15 protein-coding genes are annotated in these 22,851 nt (G+C 37.6%); all 15 read right to left on the reverse strand.

Going from position 1 to position 22,851, the window contains the following annotated elements:
- Positions 1 to 12: 12 nt before the first annotated feature.
- The 15 genes from ABWO41_RS01045 to ABWO41_RS01115 all read right to left on the reverse strand — a co-directional run bounded on the left by ABWO41_RS01045 (position 13) and on the right by ABWO41_RS01115 (position 22,795).
- Entirely contained in the window at positions 13 to 1,989 is a 1,977-nt protein-coding gene (locus tag ABWO41_RS01045; protein ID WP_353132175.1) for a DUF5689 domain-containing protein, read from the reverse strand.
- Positions 1,990 to 2,025: 36 nt separating this feature from the next.
- A complete protein-coding gene (locus ABWO41_RS01050) occupies positions 2,026 to 2,544 on the reverse strand; it encodes a molybdopterin-binding protein (RefSeq protein ID WP_353132177.1) in 519 nt (172 codons plus the stop codon).
- A 109-nt stretch (positions 2,545 to 2,653) separates the two neighbouring features.
- Complete coding sequence (locus ABWO41_RS01055; RefSeq protein ID WP_353132179.1) at positions 2,654 to 3,217, reverse strand: hypothetical protein; 564 nt, start codon at positions 3,215 to 3,217, stop codon at positions 2,654 to 2,656.
- A 9-nt stretch (positions 3,218 to 3,226) separates the two neighbouring features.
- Positions 3,227 to 4,090, reverse strand: a complete 864-nt coding sequence (locus tag ABWO41_RS01060; protein ID WP_353132181.1) for an endonuclease/exonuclease/phosphatase family protein — start codon at positions 4,088 to 4,090, stop codon at positions 3,227 to 3,229.
- Positions 4,091 to 4,096: 6 nt separating this feature from the next.
- Complete coding sequence (locus ABWO41_RS01065; RefSeq protein ID WP_353132183.1) at positions 4,097 to 5,599, reverse strand: RagB/SusD family nutrient uptake outer membrane protein; 1,503 nt, start codon at positions 5,597 to 5,599, stop codon at positions 4,097 to 4,099.
- A gap of 29 nt (positions 5,600 to 5,628) precedes the next feature.
- Complete coding sequence (locus ABWO41_RS01070) at positions 5,629 to 8,949, reverse strand: TonB-dependent receptor (protein ID WP_353132185.1); 3,321 nt, start codon at positions 8,947 to 8,949, stop codon at positions 5,629 to 5,631.
- A gap of 191 nt (positions 8,950 to 9,140) precedes the next feature.
- Positions 9,141 to 10,376: a FecR family protein gene (locus ABWO41_RS01075; protein ID WP_353132187.1), complete on the reverse strand. Its 1,236-nt coding sequence runs from the start codon at positions 10,374 to 10,376 to the stop codon at positions 9,141 to 9,143.
- Between the two features lie 157 nt (positions 10,377 to 10,533).
- A complete protein-coding gene (locus ABWO41_RS01080; RefSeq protein WP_353132189.1) occupies positions 10,534 to 11,118 on the reverse strand; it encodes an RNA polymerase sigma factor in 585 nt (194 codons plus the stop codon).
- A gap of 809 nt (positions 11,119 to 11,927) precedes the next feature.
- Positions 11,928 to 12,815, reverse strand: coding sequence for an endonuclease/exonuclease/phosphatase family protein (locus ABWO41_RS01085; RefSeq protein WP_353132191.1), 888 nt, complete (start codon positions 12,813 to 12,815; stop codon positions 11,928 to 11,930).
- A 31-nt stretch (positions 12,816 to 12,846) separates the two neighbouring features.
- Positions 12,847 to 13,425, reverse strand: a complete 579-nt coding sequence (locus tag ABWO41_RS01090) for a hypothetical protein (RefSeq protein WP_353132193.1) — start codon at positions 13,423 to 13,425, stop codon at positions 12,847 to 12,849.
- Between the two features lie 104 nt (positions 13,426 to 13,529).
- The gene (locus ABWO41_RS01095) at positions 13,530 to 15,290 is read right to left on the reverse strand and encodes a phospholipase D-like domain-containing protein (RefSeq protein ID WP_353132195.1); all 1,761 of its coding nucleotides are present in this window, start codon (positions 15,288 to 15,290) and stop codon (positions 13,530 to 13,532) included.
- A 122-nt stretch (positions 15,291 to 15,412) separates the two neighbouring features.
- Positions 15,413 to 16,591, reverse strand: a complete 1,179-nt coding sequence (locus ABWO41_RS01100; RefSeq protein ID WP_353132197.1) for a DUF5689 domain-containing protein — start codon at positions 16,589 to 16,591, stop codon at positions 15,413 to 15,415.
- Between the two features lie 38 nt (positions 16,592 to 16,629).
- Entirely contained in the window at positions 16,630 to 18,066 is a 1,437-nt protein-coding gene (locus ABWO41_RS01105) for a SusD/RagB family nutrient-binding outer membrane lipoprotein (RefSeq protein ID WP_353132199.1), read from the reverse strand.
- Between the two features lie 11 nt (positions 18,067 to 18,077).
- Positions 18,078 to 21,515, reverse strand: coding sequence for a SusC/RagA family TonB-linked outer membrane protein (locus tag ABWO41_RS01110; protein ID WP_353132201.1), 3,438 nt, complete (start codon positions 21,513 to 21,515; stop codon positions 18,078 to 18,080).
- Between the two features lie 134 nt (positions 21,516 to 21,649).
- Positions 21,650 to 22,795: a FecR family protein gene (locus ABWO41_RS01115; RefSeq protein WP_353132203.1), complete on the reverse strand. Its 1,146-nt coding sequence runs from the start codon at positions 22,793 to 22,795 to the stop codon at positions 21,650 to 21,652.
- Between the last annotated feature and the right edge of the window lie 56 nt (positions 22,796 to 22,851).

Genomic DNA, 22,851 nt, shown 5'->3' on the forward strand with positions numbered 1-22,851 from the left:
TTGCGGGTAATTTTATTGTTCTGGTTGCTCTACTGTTATACTAAGCACATTCAGTATTGTTCCCCAATTATCAATTGCACCGTCTGATTGGTTAAGTACCTGTACCCTTACTTTTTGCGCCCTTGGTATGTTAGGTGAAAAATCTGCTATAGCTAGTTTTCCTTTTCCGTCCACATACTTTGTTCCAAGTGAAGTCCATGTAACTCCTTCGTCTATAGAAATCTTTACCTCTATAGTATATCTGAGTGTAGGCGTGGTATTATTATATTTCGAACCAAACTCTACTTTTATCCTTTTTAATCCATTATATCCAAACTGACTTTCTATATATCCAGGACCATTTTCCGGGAAATAGGCAGTCCCTGGTGCGGGTTTAGATGTTTTTCCTAACATACAAGGCGCGGAATCCCTCATGTCGTTCACCCTTCCAGGGTTCATCAATACACCATAAAACAACCATTTACCAGTTGATAACCCAATCATATAGTTATCATGTTGAGGATCTGTAGGTGAGTAGTAGTAATAGCCTTTAGTGAGTACCATACTTCCATTATCTTTCCTAAGTCTATAGGCACCCTTAAAAGTCTCTACTATATAATCCGGATCAGGATTAGGTGCCGTCCCTTTATAAGTTACATCCGATTGCTGGCGAATCATGAATTTGTTTTCTCCGTTCTGCTGTGTAAAATATCCCTTTACACTAACCGTTCCTTCTGTTAATGTTATATTACTGCTGGTTAACAAAGTCATATGTATCTTCCCTGTATTATCACGTATACGATAAACCTTTTCTGTTGAAAAATCGTCGTAAAGCGTAATAGCAAGATTATTTATTTCTACCAACGTGTTGCCCATATTCCCATTAAGCATATTGGCTATTGAAGTGATTTTGGAAGGATAATCATAAGTACCTGCAATTTGAATATCTGTATTGGTAACACCTGTGATTGCCAGCCTGCCATTTACAGATGCTAATTGCTTATTACCAACATTGATAATTAAAGCAGCATCTAACGGATAATTTGCCGTACTAACTCCTGCTATAAATATACCTCCACTTGCATCCTGAACGGTGATTCCTCCGTTAGTCTCGCTTACTGTTGTTGATATATTCACTACTTTCAGCTCAGTACCTGCAGGTATAGTACTTCCCTCTCCTGCAGCAATAATCTTAGAGATTTCCCTCGTCAATGTAATATCACCAGATCCTGCACAACGTACCTGTGTTAAACCGTCAGCAGCGTTTTCATCAAGCAATCTTAACTCTTTTCTATTGTTATTTATAGTAAAAAAACCAGTCAGATTCCCTCTTCCCTCCGGAATACTTGTTGAGGCTATATCCGAATTGCCATAAGTTATTACCACTACTTCATTACCCGCACAGTCTTGTAGTAATATCTCTTTTTTGTCATTGTTTGCATCTGGCCCAAAGTTACCTTCTATGTATTCGTTAGCCACTTCCACATCTTTGATAGTCACCAATCTTTGATGATTAGAAATATCCAAATGCTCTATATCTGTCTCTGTAACTGGCACCTTCTGGCTCTTAGCACCAAAACCAATGGACGCTTCTATATCGTCGGCATTCATTTCTTTACCGTCAGGTCTGGTTAAAACCGTAAACGAGTCTTCTTTTTTTATTGCCAGGCCTTTTGCTTTTACAAATACCAGCGTCCCTGGCGTGAATCTCTCTAATTCATTTTCTTCAACCTTTATAATTAAGCCTGCACCATCGTCCTGTATAGCGACCATTAAGGGCAGGTTCTGCGACACACCAACTGCCGAAACAAAACCCCATACAACGGACTCTGTATTCACTACACCTTCTTTTTCTATCAATTTGGATATAGTCGTATTTACGGGAAACCCCGGAATCTGTGGTACCTGAGTTGTTTCTGTATCTTTTTTACAAGACGAGAACAGAATAATAGCCACCAATATCCTGCACATTACAGAGATATTGTGGATCATCTTAAAATTTGTTTTCATATAACATCTTTTTGTATTGATACTCTTGTTAACAATCTATTGTATTTCCATTTCTATCAGAGTAATATTAACCCTGTTAAGTCTGTTAAGCTTAGGCGCAGAAGTATTTACGACCTTAATCATCAATTCTTCATCTTTTTTTGAATTGGTCTTAAATGTTGCAAATGTTTCTCTGCTTTTATCGTATCTACCCCTTACGGTACCTATGCTACGCCAACTTTGTCCCTTATTTGCAGAAACCAATACTTCCAGTTGAAAGTACCCGGGGTCCAGCTTGTAGCCTATAAATCCTACTTTCACACTTTTAAGCCCTTTTGTTTCAAATAAAGAGGTTATACTTCCCGATTCATCTTCTATAGTTGGCGCAGACATAACACGGGGAGCCATGGCTCTAAAATCTGTTGGTTCTTTATCCCAGACTAAAGCATCCTTGAATAACCATTTTCCATTTGTGGTTGTTACCTCTCCCTCAGGATATTTACCTTTTTTTGTTGCTGTTTCAAATGTCTCTGTAATGGCTTTATGCTGTGCAAAAACACCAGTAGCGAATGCCACTAAGCACAATAGACAAAATAATTTCGTTAGGAATCCTCGACCAAAAACAGCTGATATATAGATTGCTTTCTGTGGTCGACATGACAAATTGTTCTTTTGAAAATTTCTTTTACTCTCCATATTCAAACTGAATTTCTGTTATATTGATTCGGCTTAATCTGTTTGATTTAGGCGCAGAAGCATTTACAATTTTCACTCTATAAGCCTCTTTCTTTTTGTTGTTGATTTTATATTCGGCAAAAGCTTCCTCTTCTTTCGTAGGGTCACCGCGCCTTACACCTAACGAAGCCCAATTTTTGCCATTATCTTTAGATACGAAAACCTCAACTGCATAATAATCTGACACATCATCTTTATAGCCAATAAATCCCACTTTTACAGATGAAAGTCCCTTGATATCAAATTCAGTACTTATATAGCCATTAGATTTATTGATACTTGTTGGACCAAGTAAACGAGGAGACTTCGGCCGAATGTCATTCGATTTCACATTGGTAACCAAAGCGTCGTTAAACATCCAGTCGCCAGATAAAGCGGTAATCACCTCTGCCGGATATTTATTTTTGTTTTGTGCATCTAAAAAGGTTTCGTGTATTCTTTGTTGTGCACTTGCTTTTATACTTAATAGAAAAGCCAGACACAAAAAAGCAACATTAAATTTTCTTAAGTCCATAATTCTAATTTATCTCTCCAGCGTTAACAATACCGGATAATGATCAGACAGCATATGTGTTATACTATCATAAATAATTTCGCAGTTTTTAATTTTGCTCTTTAAATCCGGACTGGTCCAGATATAGTCAATCCTTAGTTTATCACTATCTCCAGATGTCGAATGTAATTTAGTGGGGCAAGTATGACTAAAAGTCTGATGCTTTTCCCACCAGGTGTCTATATACCCTGCTTCTATTACCTGCTGAATGACACTATAATCAAAGCCTCCGTTATTAATATTCTTGCTTTTCCCTTTTATGGCCCTATCCAGCCTTGCCTGCTGCGCATTATATATACCTGCATCTACCGGAGAAAAAGAATTAAAATCACCCATCATCAATAGTTTTTTTGTTGAAAGGGGCTTAATTATTTTAAGTATTTTATCAATCTCCACCAGACGTTGCTCCCAGCTTTTGGGGTCAAGGTGCAATACAACTAAAGTATATCCCTGTATTTCCGCAACTATTATCCCATGGTTCATCTCTAGTTTCAGTTTTTGGATTTTTGAAACTGGATATTTTGATGATATAGCTAAAGGACAGCAACTTCCGGTATCAAAAAATGCAGTATACGCATGTCCGTAACTTTTCGCAAAGGCCGCAAAAGATTCTTCGGTAAATTTGCTCATTTCCTGATAGGTAATCACATCCGGCAATCGCTCTGTTATCCAATTACGGTATTTATCCCTATACATGTTACTTCCATTAAAACCAACCAACACATTATAATTCATAATTTTTAAGGGCTCATTGGTCTGTGCATACACTGTATCGTTAAAATTCCCCAGTGCAACATTCAAGATGAGAATGAATATGATTTTATATTTCTTCATGAACTTTTAATATCCGGGGTTTTGTCTTAATGCAGGATTTTTAACTATTTCTAATGATGGAATTGGATAATATAGGTTATAAGGCTTTACGTTATTGGCTGCAGCGGCATAATCTCCCGCTACGGATTTTATGCTTTCGTAAAAAATTCCCCACCGTACTATATCCCATTTACGACTATATTCCCCTGCCAGTTCCCTTCCTCTTTCTTTGCGCAATTCTTCACGCATAGTAGGTTGGTTTGTTAACGGGATACCTCCAATATCAGCCCGGTTACGAATTAAGTCTATATAGAATTTTGCATCACCTAGTTGGTCTTGTTCTATCAATGCTTCGGCCATCATCAATACAACATCCGCATATCGCATAAATATGATATTACGACCGCTGGCTATATTATTAGCCTGGATGTCCCAAAATTTAGGTCCCAACCAGTAACGACCTGTACTATTATACATATTAAAATTCTTAAATACTTTTTGTACGGCATCCATATATCCCGATGCCAGCACATGTATTTTCCGTTTGTCGCCGGTGGAATAATAAGACTCCAATCTTCTTGTTGGTCTAACAGCTCCATATGGCGTCGCAGAATCGTTCCCCAGATCTACACCATTATACTGACTCCCACTTTTTGGAGTTGGCATACACCAATTGTAAATCTGGTGAGCGCGTTGTAAGCCTGTTAGGGAATAGGAATATTGTATTTCAAAAATAGATTCCTGATTGTTCTCCACTTTATAGATATCCCCATAATCTTCCAGCAATTTATAAACTCCTCGTCCCGCCATGTTTACAACTTGCTCGGCAGCCCATCTGGCTTTTTCCCAATCACGATTAGTCAAAGCCAATTTTGCCATTAGACCATAAGCAAGTCCCTGGGTTACCCTTCCCGTATTGTCTCCTTCTGCCCTCTCCAACAAGTTAGGAGCGTAATTTTCCAACTCACCAATTAACACATTTCTGATAGAATCGGCGTTACTACGCGGCAAAGCTATAATTTCGTTTACATCATCTTCTGTCTTCAAGCCTGCGCTCCAATAAGGAACATCACCAAACGTATTGGTAAGAATATAATAATACAGGCTTCTCAATGTAACTGCTTCAGCAATGAGTTTCTCTTTTATTTCTGCTGACAAACTAGATCTTTGTATTCCGGTAATGGTATTATTAGCATACATTACTCCTTTATAACTATGCTTCCAGACTTCCTGTCCTACTCCGGGGGCTGCCGGAGAATATCCAAAATTTCCGTTTACATTTCTTTCAACAATCATTACCATCAGGTCTGTACTGCCTTCAGCCGCAAAAAAGAAATCTGGATTGGAAAAAATGTCGTATAATACAGTATAAATCCCATTTACTGCCGCTTGGGCTTCCGCCTCGGTTGTATAAAATTTCGATGGCGATGCCGCATGTTTCATATCTTCCTCCAGGAATTTTTCACATCCTGATAATGAAAGAACCGTTATTGCCAAAATGGCGACCTTCAATAAATATCGTTTAATCATGATTAACTTTTTTCGTTAATTACCTGCTGTTAAAACCTTGTGGCTATGCTGAACGCTATTGTTCTATTTTTCGGATAAACACCATCATCTTTCCTTCTTACAACGGAGGAAGAATTGTTGCTTACATCGGGATCATAGCCATTATATTTTGTCCATAAATACAGATTGGTACCTGTTAGATATAGACTTAGATTTTGCAATGCTTTGATAGGCATATTTTTATTGTTGAATGTATATCCAAAACGAAGCGAGCCTAATCGTATAAATGAAGCATCATGTACAAAACGATCTGTAGCTACAAAATCCTGTGAATTTACCCGTGGTATATCTGAATTTGGATTATTAATAGGGTGCCACCTATTCACTACATATCTGAATTGGTTTGGCCCAACGTAACCTACCCCTTGTTTAAATTCAATAGGATTGTACATTTTTGCCCCTAACGAGTACTGAAAAAACACATCCAGTTCGAAACCTTTCCACGTAAAATTATTCCCCAGACCACCTTGCATTTTGGGTTCAGTTTGCCCCAGATAAACCTCATCGGCTTCGCTTAATACTCCGTCTCCATTTGCATCCATATAGCGTTGTCTGCCTAATTGATAAAAGGACGGAATAGAAACATATTTACTACCACCCCATTCACTAATTTCTTCTGCAGATTTCCATGTTCCGGCATATTGTACTCCATAAAGTCCAGACACCGGTTTGCCCACTTCATAACCATACATATAATATTGTGGTGCTGCGTAATTCGTCTCGGTAGTTACCCTCACTAAGGGCCCTAAATCCAATACTTTATTACTGTTGGTCGCAAAAGTGAGCGTACTTGTCCATTTAAATCCGGAGAGCGCTTGTATATTGACAGTATTTAACAAAAATTCTACTCCTCGATTTTGAGTTTTACCAAGATTTACCAAACGTGATTCAAATCCCGATTGTTGCGGTAATTGTACGGTAAGCAATAAATCGCGGGTAATGGTATTATAAGCGTCAACAGTCAAAGAAACTCTCTCATTTACCAATTTCAGGTCCAAACCGGCATTCCATTGTTGAGACGTTTCCCAGCTTAAATTATCATTAGGAATGTTAGATGAATAATAACCTACAGGTGCCTTGCCATTAAATACATACCCATTACTACTTGCTGTTAGCATGGCCTGTGAACCATAAGCAGATATAGCCTGATTTCCGGAGGTTCCAAAGCTCAATCTTAAAGATGCTTCGCCTAATGTGTTTCTCAGATTTTTCATCCACGACTCCTGTAACATGGCCCATTTAAAAGCTCCTGAAGGGAAAAAAGCCCATTTTTGACCGGTTGGAAAATTAGAGGCACCATCTGCCCTGCCGGTGAAAGTAAGGTAATATTTCCTTTTATAGTCGTAATTTAGTCTGCCAAGAACAGATACCATAGACGTCTCCTGCAAATTAGAAGTTATAGCAGTAGCTTCTTTCTCTGCTGCTACCATATTGTTGTCTTCTGTTCCATCTGCAGCATACCCTTGTCCCCTTTGCCATTGGTTTACGGATTTTGTCTTCTGCATGGTAAATCCTCCCAATGCATTGAAACGATGATTATTTGTCCAGCTCTTAGCATAAGAAACCGTTGTTTCGCTTAATAATTTTTCATAGGTATAAGCCGCCTTTACCGCATATCCTCCTGCATCTAAAAATGCTCTGCGCGGAAGCGCTGCTGGGTCATACCGGCTCTCATTTCTAAAGTAATTCGTATTGCTGAACGCAGTTTTTATTTTCAGGTTTTGTATTGGCTCGTACTCCAGAAACAAATTTGCCCAAAGATTTTTTTTAAAAACATTGTGCTTCATCATTTCCACTAATGCAACTGGTGTATTAATCACGCCACCTGAGTACCAGCCGGGATTCCAATCTTCAAATTCGCCTCCCGTCTCACCACCTTCATCATAAACTCCCATTACCGGAGGAATAGCCAATGTAGAATTCCACCAACCTGCATGAGAACCTATATCCACTTTATTAAGTTCTTCTTTATTTGCTGAATAGTTGAGCCTTAAACCTCCTCTAACCTTCCGTGAAAAGGTTTTGTCGAGATTTAAACGTCCCTGATAACGTTCGAATCCCGAAGCTTTAATAATCCCTCGTTGGTTGGCATAATTCCCGGACAAATAATAACGCAAACCCGAATTTCCCCCTGAGGCAGAAAGCGAATGGTTATTATAGGGCGCAACACGCGTTACCTCTTTTGTCCAGTTGGTTCCTTCGCCCAAAGTTTCAGCTTCAGGATAAGGAGGGTTTGTACCTGTTGGACTATTGAACCAATAGTTTTCATTTACCATTTCTGCATATTCTCTGGCATTCATCATATCCAGAAATTTTGGTAACCAGGCAGCTCCTGTTTCGCTGCTATAATTAAATACATCTTTCCCCGGAGCTCCTTTTTTAGTTGTTATCAGAATTACTCCATTCGCTCCCCGCGATCCATAAATTGCCGTTGATGAAGCATCTTTTAAGACCTGCATAGATTCTATATCTGCCGGATTAATATTATTCAGATCTCCGGCATCTATAATTCCGTCTATTACATATAAGGGTTCGTTATCAGCATTAATAGATCTTGTTCCACGAATACGTACAGTAGTACCGGCCCCCGGATCTCCTCCCGATGAGATAAGATCCACACCTGCAATTCTGCCCTGTAACATCTGATCGACCCTCACAACAGGTATTTTTTCAATATCTTTCATATTTACAGAAGCTACTGCTCCTGTAAGATCTCTTTTATTTACCTCTCCGTAACCAACAACAACTATTTCACTTAGTCCTTTATTTTGTTCCTTAAGTGCGATATTGATATTAGTATTATTTCCAACTACTCTTTCCTGAGTAGCAAAACCTAAAAAACTGAACACCAAAACAGTATTAGCATCAGCAACCTTAACTTTATAGTTTCCAGAAGCATCGGTAACTGTTCCTGTAGTACTGTTTTTTATTCTTACGCTAACTCCAGCCAATGGAATACTTTTATCATCGGTAACTTTTCCGTTTATAGTAATTTCCTTGACGGGTTGCTGAGCAGCATTTTCGGCTTTTCTGGATATGATAATATTCTTTTGAACGATCTTAAAACTGAGATTCTTCCCTTCGAGACACTTTTTCATAGCCTCTTCCAGCGGAGCATTTATAAAGTTTACAGAAATCATTCCTGTACCTTTTAACATTTCGGAATTGTAGAAAATATTATATCCACTTTGTTTTCTGATTAATTTGAAAACGTCTTCCAATGTGGTATTTTCCCGTTTTAGATTTATTTTCTGAGCTGCAGCGTTTACCTGTAAAAGCGTTGCCAGTATTATAATCAGGGAGAGCTTCATTATCAGTAATGATTTAGACAAAAAAGAGGAAGGGCACTTTGTAACAAGTACAATATTTTTTTTATACATTTGATATAGGTTTTTCTAAATTGATTTAATTCTGTAAGATTAATTTAAAACCTTGTTAGTCCAAGTACTAATAATCAGGGGCGTTGCAGCGCTCCTGTTTTATTATAAGCACTTTGTGCTTATTATGGCATCACTATAACCCTCCTTTCTTTTCCGGAAGTTGCCGGCATTAACTTAAAGCGTATAGCGCCAGTCATTTCTATACTTTTAAGTAGTTGTTCTATATCCTCGAACCTTGATATAGTTCCGCCGAACGTTTTGCCGTCTATATTTCCATCGTATTCAACTGTAATATCATACCATCGGGCTATGGTTCTCATTACCGTTGTTATATTTTCATCGTTAAATAGGAAATAGCCATTTTTCCAGGCCAGTGTTTCTTCGGTATCTACCGTCGACACCTTAATATCATTTTTTGACAAAGAAGCTGTAGATTGTTCACCAGGTTTCAATAAAACAGACTTAGTATGGTTAGTCACTTTCACTGCCCCTTCTATCAAAGTAGTTTTTACAGCATTTTCATTGGAATATGCATTCACATTAAAATGCGTTCCCAAAACGCTTACTTCTGTCCCATTGGCTTCGACAATAAATGGTTTGTGAGGATTTTTTGCTACTTCAAAATATGCTTCTCCGTTTACTCGCACTTTTCGTTCTTTTCCGTTAAACATTACCGGGTAGCTTAATGAAGACATGGTGTTTAACCAAACCTTAGTTCCGTCCGGCAGCACAATTTTAAAGTCTGCACCTCTTGGAGTAGTTACCGTATTTTCCAATGCCTTACCACCGCCTAAACCTAAACCAACGCCATCCTGATAAGTAATTTGTCCATCCTGATGTTCTACTTTCGAATCTCCCTGAACAGTTAACACCCCATTGGATACTTTATCTAAAGCTATTTGTGAACCATCTGCCAACGTAAGCATTACTGCTTTAGCATCTTCTGTCCCACTATCTTTTTTAACAGCTATCAACTGTTGCCCTTTCTCTGGCCCGGTTTCTGGTTTATTTACATAAAACCATAATCCAACACCAGCTGTCAACAATAATACAGCTGCATAGCGCAGAAACACCTTTCCATTAAACACAAATATTTTTCGTTTCGGATTTGCCTTTTGAAAGCGAGAATCGGAAATTATATTCTCATATACAAGTTCACTATCGAGGATATCCTCCTCTGGCTTGACCGATACATTATTCCAGATTTCCTTCACAGAAGAATGGAACACCTCGTCATCTTTCAGGATTCGAGAACAAGCAGCTAGTTCTTCTAATTCTTCTTTACTGATAGTATTTTCCGTTAATGCTTTAAAAAGATACTCCAGGCGTTCCTTCGATATGTCTGTTCCTTTATTCAAGTTCGTTTTTTATGGCTTATATATAGATTACGGAGCTGGAGGCAAAAAGGACTAGTTGACAGACCATATTTTTTTAAAAAATATAAAACACACTGAATTACAAGCAAAAAGATTAATACAAGAAAGCTATTTTAAGTATTTGTCGGCCTTTCAGATATTACATAATCAAAAACAAGACGAACAAATATAAAATCTGGTGGTTTTCTAATTGTGCCTTAAGCGTTTTAAGGGCAACAGCTAAATGATTTTTAACTGTATTCCTGGATAGACCTAATTTTTCCGCTATTTCATCAAAAGAAAGACCTTCTAATTTGTTTAAGCGAAAAACCAGTTGCTGCTGCCTTGGAAGCTTCGCAATAGCCTTTTCGGTATAATTCCAAATATCAGAATAGATTATCTTTTCTTCGGTGCCATTGTCTATTCCGGTTATCTTATTCATAAGATGCTCCCTCAAAGTATCAGAACTGGTTACTTTTCTAAAGGCATCCAGTACCAATCTTTTACATATAACAAACAGATAAGGTTCAAGGGGCTTTGTTATGTCTAGTTTTTGTCTATTGACCCAAAGATTGATAAACGTTTCCTGCAATATTTCCTGACTTTGTTCTTTTTCTTTTAAAAAAGAATAGGCAAACCGATAAACTTTGCGATGATAATATTCATATAGCAATTTAAATGCTTTTTCATCTCCATCACGAAAATTTTCTAACAAATTAGACTTGTCCGGTTTGTTCGGAAGCATATATAATTGATTTAAAACCTATAAAATCGAGCTTATAGTAACGAAAGTTATCGGTCTTTAACTAAATTATAAAATTAATACTATTTCGCAAAAAACGTTTTTTTACATGTCGCAAATTAGCGAGAACAATATTACATAAAGATAAACTGAAAGTTATGCTTAGATTAAAGGAAAGTAATTAATTCATCTATATAAATAATCCCTATCTATGCTTCCTACCGGAGAGGAAATAAAGAAAAAACACAAGTTTATTGCCTTTTGTCTGAATCACGGATTCGATGGATTAAAAGATTCTCGGAAACTTTCTGATAACACGAAACCTTCCGTTTTCAGACCTATTGTCAAGATGTTAACCATTCGGTTTATCCCCATACTTAGTGTATTATTTCAAGAGAACAACAATTCTAAATTAAAATCAGACAATCACAAAATCACCCTGAATTAAACTGATCAAAGGCCATATTTTCTTCGTTATTTAGCCGTAGAGGCTATTTTTCGGCAAAAAACAGAAACACCTACGGAATGAGAATAGCCTGAGATGCAGTTGAGAATAGCTTAAGATGCTTTGGTCATGCCTCGATATATAGCTGTGCAAAAGATTTCAATTAACTTAGCTTAGTGTAAAAAAACGCTGAAAATTGACTGATATAATATCTCCTGAACAACTTGCTTAATTACCGTCAGGCAAGTTGTTTCAGGAAGTTTTCCTCCTTCTATTTTCAAAGGAATCTATTCGGAACAAAGCCCCTTTTAGGACAGCAGATCAAAAATCGGCGAATAGTTCAATTCCCGATATTCCTATCTCCAGTTTACTTGGGCAGCTGTAATTCAATCATTACCGGATAATGGTCTGAAGGATATTTACCATTAAAGTCATCGGTAATTATATGATGTTTTTTTACCCTAAGAGGTAAACCTGTAGATAAGAAGATATGATCTATACGAGTTCCCAGATTTTGGTTCAGTACATAATCATTATAAGTACCATATTCAGCATTAACTTTCTCCTGCGCCATTTTATAACTATCCCTTAGAACACCTGAACTCACTATCCTATTGTAGTTTACACTATTTTGGTTAAGGTTAAAATCACCTGTTATAATACTGTGATATTTCGCTGATGCTACTGGAACCAGAGACAACAACATCTGCACACTCATATCTCTGGCAGTGGTACCTATATGATCTAAAGGTACATTAAAAAAATTAAATATTTTACCGGTAGTTTTATCCTTAATTAACGCCCGGGTACATATTCTGGGAGAATACGCATCCCAACCTATACTTCCTGGTTCAGAACTTGATGACGAAAACCAGAATGTTCCCCAATCCAATATCTCAATCTTATCTTTTTTATAGATTATAGGTGTATAATGTCTTTTCAGGGCAGTTGTTTCTCCATTAATACTGATCCCTATATAATCATATCCCGGCAACATACTTTTAATATCATTCAATTGACTCAGGTACGGTTCCTGAGCGCCAATAATATCAAAATCATACTTTTCTACCATTTGCTTAAACAAATCTTTTCTGTTTACCCACTCACTGGCAGGTGCCTGAACAGTATTGTCATACTGGATATTATAGCTCGCTATTTTTAATGGAGAATGCCATTTTTTATCTTCTCCATCTTCATTTTTTTTACAGGATTGCAAGCTTATAGCTGCAATCATAAAGTATAAAATTCTTTTCATCTTTTATGTGACTAGGCTTAATATGGCTGTATTATTCTTTGTAATAAACGGCGAAATCATCTATGTTTAAACGGCCATTGGAAATTTCCTGATTTTTAGCGCCATCTCCCAAACCAATTTTATTAATCCTGAATCTTACACGACCCTCAATATCCATATTCATCTCTGCCTTTGTATATTTTTGCTTATCTGTTGCTACAATCAAATCTCCTATGGCCTGCCATTTCTTTCCTTTATCTGTAGAGTATTCTAACTGAAACATGCATGGTTTATCTAAAGCAAAACTTTTATACCAAAATTCTACTTTAGATGCTCCTTTCGGTAAATCGTACATCATTTGTAAATAAGCCGAAGTAGTATTGTTAAATATCATGCGCACCGCATATTCTCCAGACACTGCCCCATCATATTTCTGATTTTGTATAACTGCATTGTCCAGTCTCCACCTCCCGGTAGGCAAGTCTATATCATCTATCCGGTAATTCATTTTATTACCGGTCTCAAAACTCTCCGGATATTTTGGGTACAATTTATCTTGTGCCTTTCCTGCAAAAGCACCTGTCATTACTACAAAAAATAAGGCTAATATTCTGCTATATCTCTTTTCCATATTCTAAAAATGTGTGTAACTCTATTTCATTTGAAGTACTCAAAATCTCATCATTCCAACTTTACGGGTCGAAATGATGAGATTTTCTCTAAAAATTTCTTTAACTATTGGGCTCGCTGGTAAACAGAAAAATCATCTATGTTTAACCGTCCGTTTCCGGCACCGGTCGCAGCTTGCCCTTTACGATGAATCCTAAACCTTACAGGTCCCTGGATATCGACATCATAAGTCAATAATTTAGGTACCCATGCAGCCTCCGTTACCGGGTTACCGATAGTAGCCCATGTAGTTCCCTGATTGGTAGAATACTCCAGCTGAAAAGTACATGGAGTGCCTACCAACGATGAGCCAGATTGATTTCCCCACGTTCCGTAATAGAAAGAAACTTTAGATGCTCCGTTAGGTACATCAAAATCCATAGCCAGGTATATCGAATAGTTTACATTAAAATTACTGCGCCAGGCATGCGTTCCACTTACTATTTTATCAGCACTTTCATTTCTTAAACCGCTCTGATTAATTTTCCAGTTTCCAGTAGAAAGCGTTAATAATTTGTCTGCATAAAATGTATTGCTATCACCTGAATTTACGGGTTCAAATGTTTCTGGGAATCCAGGATATATTGGTCCGCCTGAACGAAATTCTGGTAAAACTTTTAAATCATCGAAATAGGAAAAATACCTGCTATAAATACCTTCGTCTTTCAATAGGATTATGGCTCCATTACTGTTTTTTAAAGAATTACCAGTAAAAGAATGTGTTCCGGTAATAACAACTTTTGAATTAGGTACTCCATCAAAAGTTCCTTTAATTAATGTAAAACGACTTTCTGTATTTGTCAACTGTCTGGTATTATCATTCACATTAATCATTCTGATAAAACCTCCCTTTGATTCCAGTTCTTCGAATCTTGATAAAGAAGCAGCAAGATTACTCTTTAACACCAGCTCTACCTTTGCCCCTTGTTCTGCCAACGAGATTAACTTGTCTAAAATGACTATTCGGGTATTATCCCAATAAGCCATAGCTATTCTTATGTCAGCTGTTGCAGGATTACTTATCCTGTTTAAGAAATCAAGGCTTAGATCTCCGTTAATTGCAGTATTATTATTTCTGTAAGGCAAAAAATGAGCTTCTATATTTCCTGAATTTAGGATTTCAGAAAAATAATTATAAGATGTCATTCCTCCAGTAGCCCTGGCTTTAAGCTCATTCCAATAAGTGAGATAAGCTTCATATAACGACTGATCCGACAAGATAACAGCATCCTGTGCATATCTGGAATCAGCATCCGTAAAACTCTGCGAAGCCTGGAATACCACGTATTGCTGCTTACCTGCAACCGTTTCGATCTCGCTAAACAATACAAATCTATTTTCATTAATCGCTCCATCAGCGACATCGTTATTAATGTCCCAAATTTCAGCATTCTTTAAGTTTGAATTTCTCAGGAAATTCAATGCTTTAGGATTAATACGTTGACTTTCCAGACGACTCATATCAATCAGTAATCTAAGATTAACTCCTCTGGAGTCTGCTCTTTTCAAGGCTTCTAAAACATCATCCTGATTAATTTGATAAATAGACATGTGAATAGTAGCTCCCTGATCTGTAGCATCAATTAGTGATGTCAATCCACTTAAAATCATGTTTGATTCTAAATAAGCACTATAAAACTCCTTTTGGGTAAAACGTACCTCCGGCAGTGTAATATCTACAGGAACTAAGGTTGTGTCTGCCAAAACGGGAGGAGTATCATTATAATCCAGGTCTTCATCTATGGAATGATGTATTTTTTTGCATGATGAAACCATGAAACTTATTGCTCCGAACAATAAGAACATGAAATATATATTTTTTTTCATCTTTATTATTTTTGTCTTTGTTTATTATCCTTAGACCTCACAGAAATAAGCTTAGAGAATACCTGTGCATCTATGGTGATTTTACCAAATTTGAAGCTTGCTTTCTTCTGAATATCTCCTTTTTATTGATAAGGCTGATAGATAGCAAAATCATCAATATTTAACCTTCCGTTGCTAATGGTTGCGGTACTGGTTCCTAAACCGAGTTTATTAATTCTGAAACGAACTGGTATACGAATATCCATCATATAGGTTTTTAGCTTAGGCAACGGACTCGCATCTGTTACATGCTCTCCCATTTGTTTCCAGGTAGCTCCCTGATCTGTCGAATATTCTAAACGCCAGGTAGATCCGGGATCACCGCCCCATTGCCCGTAATAAACGGTTACTTTAGAAGCTCCATCAGGCACATCATTTTCCATTTGGGCATAACAAGAAGTTGTATTATTCAGGTTAAACCTTATAGCATGGGTACCACTTACTACCCTATCTGTATATTCATTTCTTAGACCTGCATTGTTAAACTTCCATTTTCCTGAAGGGAGATCCACAAAAAAATCACCAGCGGTATAACCTACCGTCTTCTCAAAGCTCTCCGGAAAACCTGGGTAAACCCTGCCACTTGCATTCTCTACATCTTCTATGCTTCTCATCCTTATTTCAACACCATTATTTTGTACCCCTAGTGCCACCCCTTGAAAAGAAGCGTTATTGGGTAAAAGCTCTCCTGCAAAAGAAGACTGGGTAGAAGTAAATAAAGAAACTTCGAAACTTAACTCTTCCATTTTTTTATTACCTGAAAAAGTTTCTCCTGCATTAGGTTGCGGAGTTATATCTCCTAAAACCTTCACCAGGGTATTTTCATATTTATCCCGGTTATTATACAAATTAGCCACTCCCACTGCTCTAGGCCTCACATGCTTACCTGTGGTAACTTTTCTAACATTGGCAGGCTCTACACCTCTAACTTGTAGCAGTCCGTTGTAACGGGTAAGCAATTTACCGCTAACATTAGCCACTACCGAATCTCCAAGCTTAAAATCATTGGCATTGCTCAGTTCAAGTGCCATTCCATGCTCGCCACTTTGCACAATAATGTATCCCGGAACGTGATTTCCATTTTCAATATCGGTAATAACAACACCACCAATTCTGCTTTCCGGTAAAACCAGATCTTCATCTTTGTACAATGTTTTGATGTTTTTAAGAGAAAGCGGATCAGAATGATAAACATCTTTCTCACAGCCGATGAAAAACAACAATCCGGCTAACATGATATAAATATTTCTTTGTGTTTTCATGTTTATAATCTTTTCAGATAAACGAGCTGTTTTCTTTGTTAATTCATCCACCATACCTTTACATTTAGATTATCTCCCCCCATACGATTAACAACTGCATCATAATTTGTCTTATTATATAGCAGTACACTGGCCGGGTATGGAAGTCTGGCAGGATGTTTCCCATCATTATGCATATCTTCCCCCAATACTAAAGTCGGATAACCCGTCCTCCTGATTTCATGCCATTGCTGGAATCCATTACCAAAAAGTGCTACATATTTTTGATCCATAATACGCTCCACAGTTCCATTATAACTTACATCAGGATGCAATAGAAACGAAGTAGTATTTGTAATCCCCCAATAGGTTAAAGACGAGGTTACAGCGTCATCATAATAAGTTTTCGCATTACCTACCATCAAGCCTCTCACCACTGCTTCAGCCAACAGAAATTGCTGCTCTGAATATTGCATGATATCTCCAAAATATTTTGATCGTTTCAGATCAAGAATATAGGTTGAGTAACTTCCTGTTCTATAAGCCGGATCAACTGCAGGGTAGCCTATAGGCATTCCAACATAACCACTTCCTACTGTTGTTGCCCATAATGGTAACCTGGGATCATTTGTTGATGCTAATTTTCCGATAAAAGAATGTGAGAACTTAATACTTCCATTAAAAGATAAATCCCTGACATCATAAAACGCATTTACAAATGGTGTAACATTAGTGTAAAAGAATGTTGCTCCATCATCATTATTACGCATCAAAGGATACTTGGCAGAATTAGCTAAAAAATCTCTTAATTTATCCTGATATTCCGCTCCCTTGCCCTGTACCCGCATCAGTAAACGCAAAGTCAGTGCATTGGTAAACCTTTTCCATTTGGTTAAATTCGCTGCTACATTCGCGTTATATAACAAATCATCTCCAGCCAAAGGTTTAGTTAAATCATATAAAGAGTTGGCTCTTTCCAGATTAACAAAAATGGTGTCATAAATCTGCTTTTGAGTATCAAATTTTGGAGTGGTATTTCCTTCCATCCCCTTTAAAGCGTCTGAGTAAGGGACGTCTCCGTAAATATCCGTTATATTAGAAATTAACCAAGACTCCAGCGTTAAAGCTATGGCTGTATAATTGGCATCTTTTTTTTCTTCAGCCAATCTTCTCATTTCTTTAAAATTCAACAACTGCCGATAAGGTGTTGCCCACATCGCATTGGAAGTACCGGCACTAATCTGATAACGGTGAATCTGGTTATTTCCCTGTAATTCCCTGAATACAGCTACCTGAGACAACTGCGTATTAATGGTATGTGCCTGTCGCTGTATATGCGTTACCGTCTGGTATAGGGAATTATTCAAAAATGAGGATGCTCCCGGATTATCTATTCCCTCTGGTTTTTCCCTTAAATCGTCAAGACTGGTAGTACAACTTGACAGTACACCTATAAAAGCCAACAGATAGTAAATTATAACTTTATTTCTTTTCATAATAATCAGCTTTAGAATTCTAGATTTAAACTGAAACCAAAAGATCGTGTGGATGGAAATTGCCCAATCTCAATACCAGGTAAAACCTGTGCACTGTTAAGGGTTGCCGTTTCCGGATCAAACAATGGAAATTTGGAAAACACTAAAAGATCTCTTCCTGTAATGGCTAAACTTGCATTTTTTATAGCATGCCATTTAATAAATCTTTTAGGTAATTTATAGCTTAAACTCACCTCCCTCAACTTCAGGTAAGAGGACGAGAACACATTAGACTCCATCAAGGTAAAATGGTAATACTGCGCGTAATAAAGTGCCGCCGGTATCCTTACGTTATTTGGTGAATAACTTCCGTCAGCATTCTCTATAACACCGGGCCCTACAATACCCGTTTCTCTACCTGGTAAAGTGTTGGTTAATTTCCCACCTCCGGACAACATAGCATGTGAGTACGACATCATTTTACCACCTACTCTGGCATCCCAAAGGAAAGATCCCGTTAACCCTCTCCAGCTAAAGCTGTTTTTAATGCTCATCGTGTAATTAGGATTGGTATTTCCAAAGTTTTGTATAGTATCTGTAAATACAGGCAAACCGTTGTTAAAAATCATTTCTCCATCCGGAGTCCGTTTAAAGCCTAATCCATATAATTGACCTAAAGCTTTACCTTCTTCCGCTACCAGATAAAGGTTAGCCCAGCTAATTCCATACAGGTTCAATCTTTTTTCTGTTCCTAACGCAGATGCCACATCTACCACTTTATTTCTGTTGGCTGCCCAGTTAATATTCACATCCCATTTAAAACCGTTTTTCTTTTGAACAGGAGTTCCTTTAAACTGCACCTCTATCCCTTTATTTTCCACCTTTCCAACGTTAGTCATGGCACTCGTAAAACCACCCGAAGGGTCTACCGGAAGGTTAATAATCTGATTTCTTGTACTTCCTTTATATAAAGCCACATCCAATCCCAAACGTCCTTTGAACATTCTTAAATCAAAACCAGTTTCGTACGCATCGGTAAACTGAGGTTTCAGATTTGCATTAGGCAATGTTCCGGGCGTTGTTAAAGATCCCGGAAAATCTGTCTGGTAATAATTCATTAGGAAAGCATAAGGATCTTTGGAATCTACCCCTGTTGATGCAAACGAACCTCTAACTTTTGCAAATGAAATCCAGTTAGGCATTGCAAAAACTTCATTCAACAATACACTTGTATTTACACTCGGATAAAAGAAAGAAGAGTTATGAGAAGGTAATGTTGACGACCAATCGTTTCTTCCTGTTATTTCCAGATAATACTTCCCTTTAAAATCCAGATTTACAAAACCATACAAGCTATTCACTAAAAAGCGTTGTTTATCACTTCTTGTAATTACGGGATCCCTGCTATTGGCAATATTATAAACACCAGGCAGTGTCAATCGGTCTGCCATCATATTATCGTATTTATAATCATTAAAGCGTTGATTTCCACCAAAACTGGCGGTATATTTTAATCCCGGAATAGCTCCCTTATATTTTAGAAGGAAATCCGAGTTAGCCTCTATTCTGAATACATTTTGCTGTCTGTACATTCCGTCTTTCCAACGGTAAGTACTCTGCGGGCGTTGTTGTGAACGATATTCATAACTCATATCGGCACCAGAACGCACACTAAAATCTAAGTGATCGTTGATTTGAACAATAGCCTGTACATTTCCCACCATATTATGTCTATCGCTCGCATTCGTCATGTCATAAGCAACCACATAAGGGTTATCCAATCCATTCCAGAATGGAGAAAACTCCTGTACATTCTCTTCGCCCGGTACCCAGCGTTGTTTATACCAATCTATATTTATGTTGGGCGTCTGCTGAATCATGAAATACATCACCGTCTGGTTATTATATCCCTGACTGGGTAAATTATCAGTATATTTTCTGGAGTAATTTGCTTTCGCATTCAGATTTACTTTTGAAGATAATTTTCTGTTACCAGATAACGAAAGTAATATCCGTTCAAATCCAGTGTTAGGTACTATCCATTCATTTTTATGATAGGCCGCTGACGCTCTAAATCCTTCTCCAGCTACGGCTACAGAGGTATAAGACGTCACTGCTGATTGAAAAAAACCGCTATAGGCATTTTTTTGCGGAACCCATGGCATACGTTCTGTTCTTGGAGCTGTAATGGGGTTCGAGTAGGCCTCGGTATCATAAGGTGAATGAAACTGAAAATAAGGTTGACCCAGAAAACGAGGGCCCCATGCTCCGGTTGTACCTTTAGTACTATTTCCATCTACACTATTATTATAAGAATACCAATCTTGTCCCACTGTTCCCTGTCCATATTCCCATTGGTAATCCGGATAGTTATTCACCTGATAAGCTGTCAGATAAGTATTCACATAAATACCCAGTCCCGGTGATTTTTTACCAGATTTTGTAGTGATAATAATAGCTCCGTTAGATGCTCTGGAACCATATAAGGCCGCAGCACCTGGTCCTTTCAATACAGAAATATTTTCGATATCTTCTGGATTAAGATCACTCAATGAACTCCCAAAATCTACAGGATTATCAGACCCTATGATAGGGCCGTCTCCGGTACCTGTTTGTGATGAGCTGATGGGAACACCATCTACTACAATTAACGCACCGCTACCTCCAAGCGCCAACACATTATCCCCTCTTAAAACCACATCGCTTGTACCCACAGGCCCACCTACTTTATTAAGGTTTAAACCTGCAACTTTACCGGAAAGAGCATTAATCCAGTTACTGGTTGGCGATTGCGAAACTTCTATACCTTCTATTTTTTGTACAGCATAACCCAGGGCTTTTTCTTCTTTCTCTATACCTAAAGCCGTAACCACAACCTGATTAAGCTGCTTGGCATCTGGCATTAAACGAATATCTAAAGCAGTCGTTTTTCCGGATTGTACCTTTACTTCTTTACGAATCTGGGTCTCGTAAGATAAAAACCTGATTTCTAAAGTGTAAACACCTGGTGCTACAGAAATATTGTATGTACCATTGGCATTGGCTATCGTAGTTTTATTAAGCTCTACTACTTTTACGCTTGCAGATGGTAATATTTCATTCTTTTCATCATAGATTTTTCCGGTAATCAATCCCGCCGATGGTTGTCCCTGCACAGTTGCACTTCTTGGAGCTGGGAAAATGGAAATTTGTTTCCCTATAACTTTATAGGTATAACTTGTGTTTTTTAACGCAACATCCAATACTTCCTGTACGGTCTTTTGTACCATATTCAGGTTGATCACTTTGTCGCTTATCTTGTTTACTCCTGATTCTTCATAGAAAATCCTATAATCGCTTTTACGTTGAATTTGTTCAAAAACATCTTTTACTTTACCATTTTGAATATTAATGGTAAACTTTGTTTGCGAATAAGTTTTTGCATGTACACTTATTATACTCGCAAATAACAATATGGATACTAGCTTCATCAAGTGCACACCTATTTTTTGCATAACTTTAGGTACTTTTTTTAACTGTAATAGGTTAATAAATTGTATTATCGTTTTGGAAGATGTTGGTCGCATCTTCCATTTTATTTTTAATGTATTATCGTTAATCCGATCTATAGTTGGTCAGTACTTCGCTTTAAAACCCACCCCCTTTCTGTTTTTTCTGCCTGACAGCGTGTAGTCAGTGCAATTACGTGTAAAATTTGTTCCGGCTCCGGTTCAAGGTTCAACCGTCCCGAAAAATATCTCTCTTCCTTTGTGGAATCATCTAATTGAATAGTTATATTATAATACCGGGTAAGCGTTTTTAATAGTTCTGATAAATTCTCATTTTTCAAATACAGATATCCAGACTTCCATGAAGTAAACATCTCGGTATCCACATTGGTTAGTTTAAAAGATTTTGTATCTGTAAAAACGCCCATATTTCCGGGAACAAGACGAGCAGTGTTTTTATCGTTACCCAGATCTGCTAACAATACACTCCCTTGTACCAACGTAGTTTTTATATCTTTTTCATCAGTATATGCTCTCACGTTAAATGAGGTACCCAGTACTTTTACATCTACGTCTTTAGCATATACATGAAAAGGTTTCTCCGCATGATGTGCTACGTCAAAAAAAGCTTCTCCCTGTAATAAAACCTCTCGTTTGTTTCCTTTAAAAGTATTAGGATACACCAAACGGGAACCTGAATTTAACCACACTTTAGTACCGTCAGACAATACCAGTTCTGCTCTTCTCCCGTACGGAACCACTAAAGTGCTAAATGCATGCCTTCCGGTTTCCAGTTTCTGAATCAGCTCACTACCACTCCCATTTTTTATCTCAAGCTCTCCTTTTGTATAATCTATTCCCGCATTTCCGGCTAAATCTATACTTCTTTCCTCATCCAGAATTAAACGTGTTTCTTTCAGATTACCCATTTCAATCTGGCCATTTCCAGCATAAGAGAATAGTTCTTCTCTGGTATCTATGCCATACTGGCTCAATGTTAAATAAACGATACCCCCTAAAAACAATACAATTGCTGCAGCTGCAACTCTAAAAAACACGAGATTTCTGATTTTCCCGTTATTTAAACTGATTTTCTTATACAATCCTGTTTTCAGCCCTCTGGATCTGGCATTCCATTGAGACATAGACATACCATCGTCTTCATTTAATTGATCGTACCATGTCTCAACCAGCTTCCGCTCCTCTTCAGTACACTTTCCTTTAAGGTACTTCTCTATCAGTTTTTCTAACTCGGGTTTCACTTTTTACAGGCCTTTTTATAAAGAGACAATAGTACTTGAGTAAAGTACTATTGCCT

The sequence above is a fragment of the Pseudopedobacter sp. genome, from assembly GCF_040392825.1.
Taxonomy (GTDB): domain Bacteria; phylum Bacteroidota; class Bacteroidia; order Sphingobacteriales; family Sphingobacteriaceae; genus Pseudopedobacter.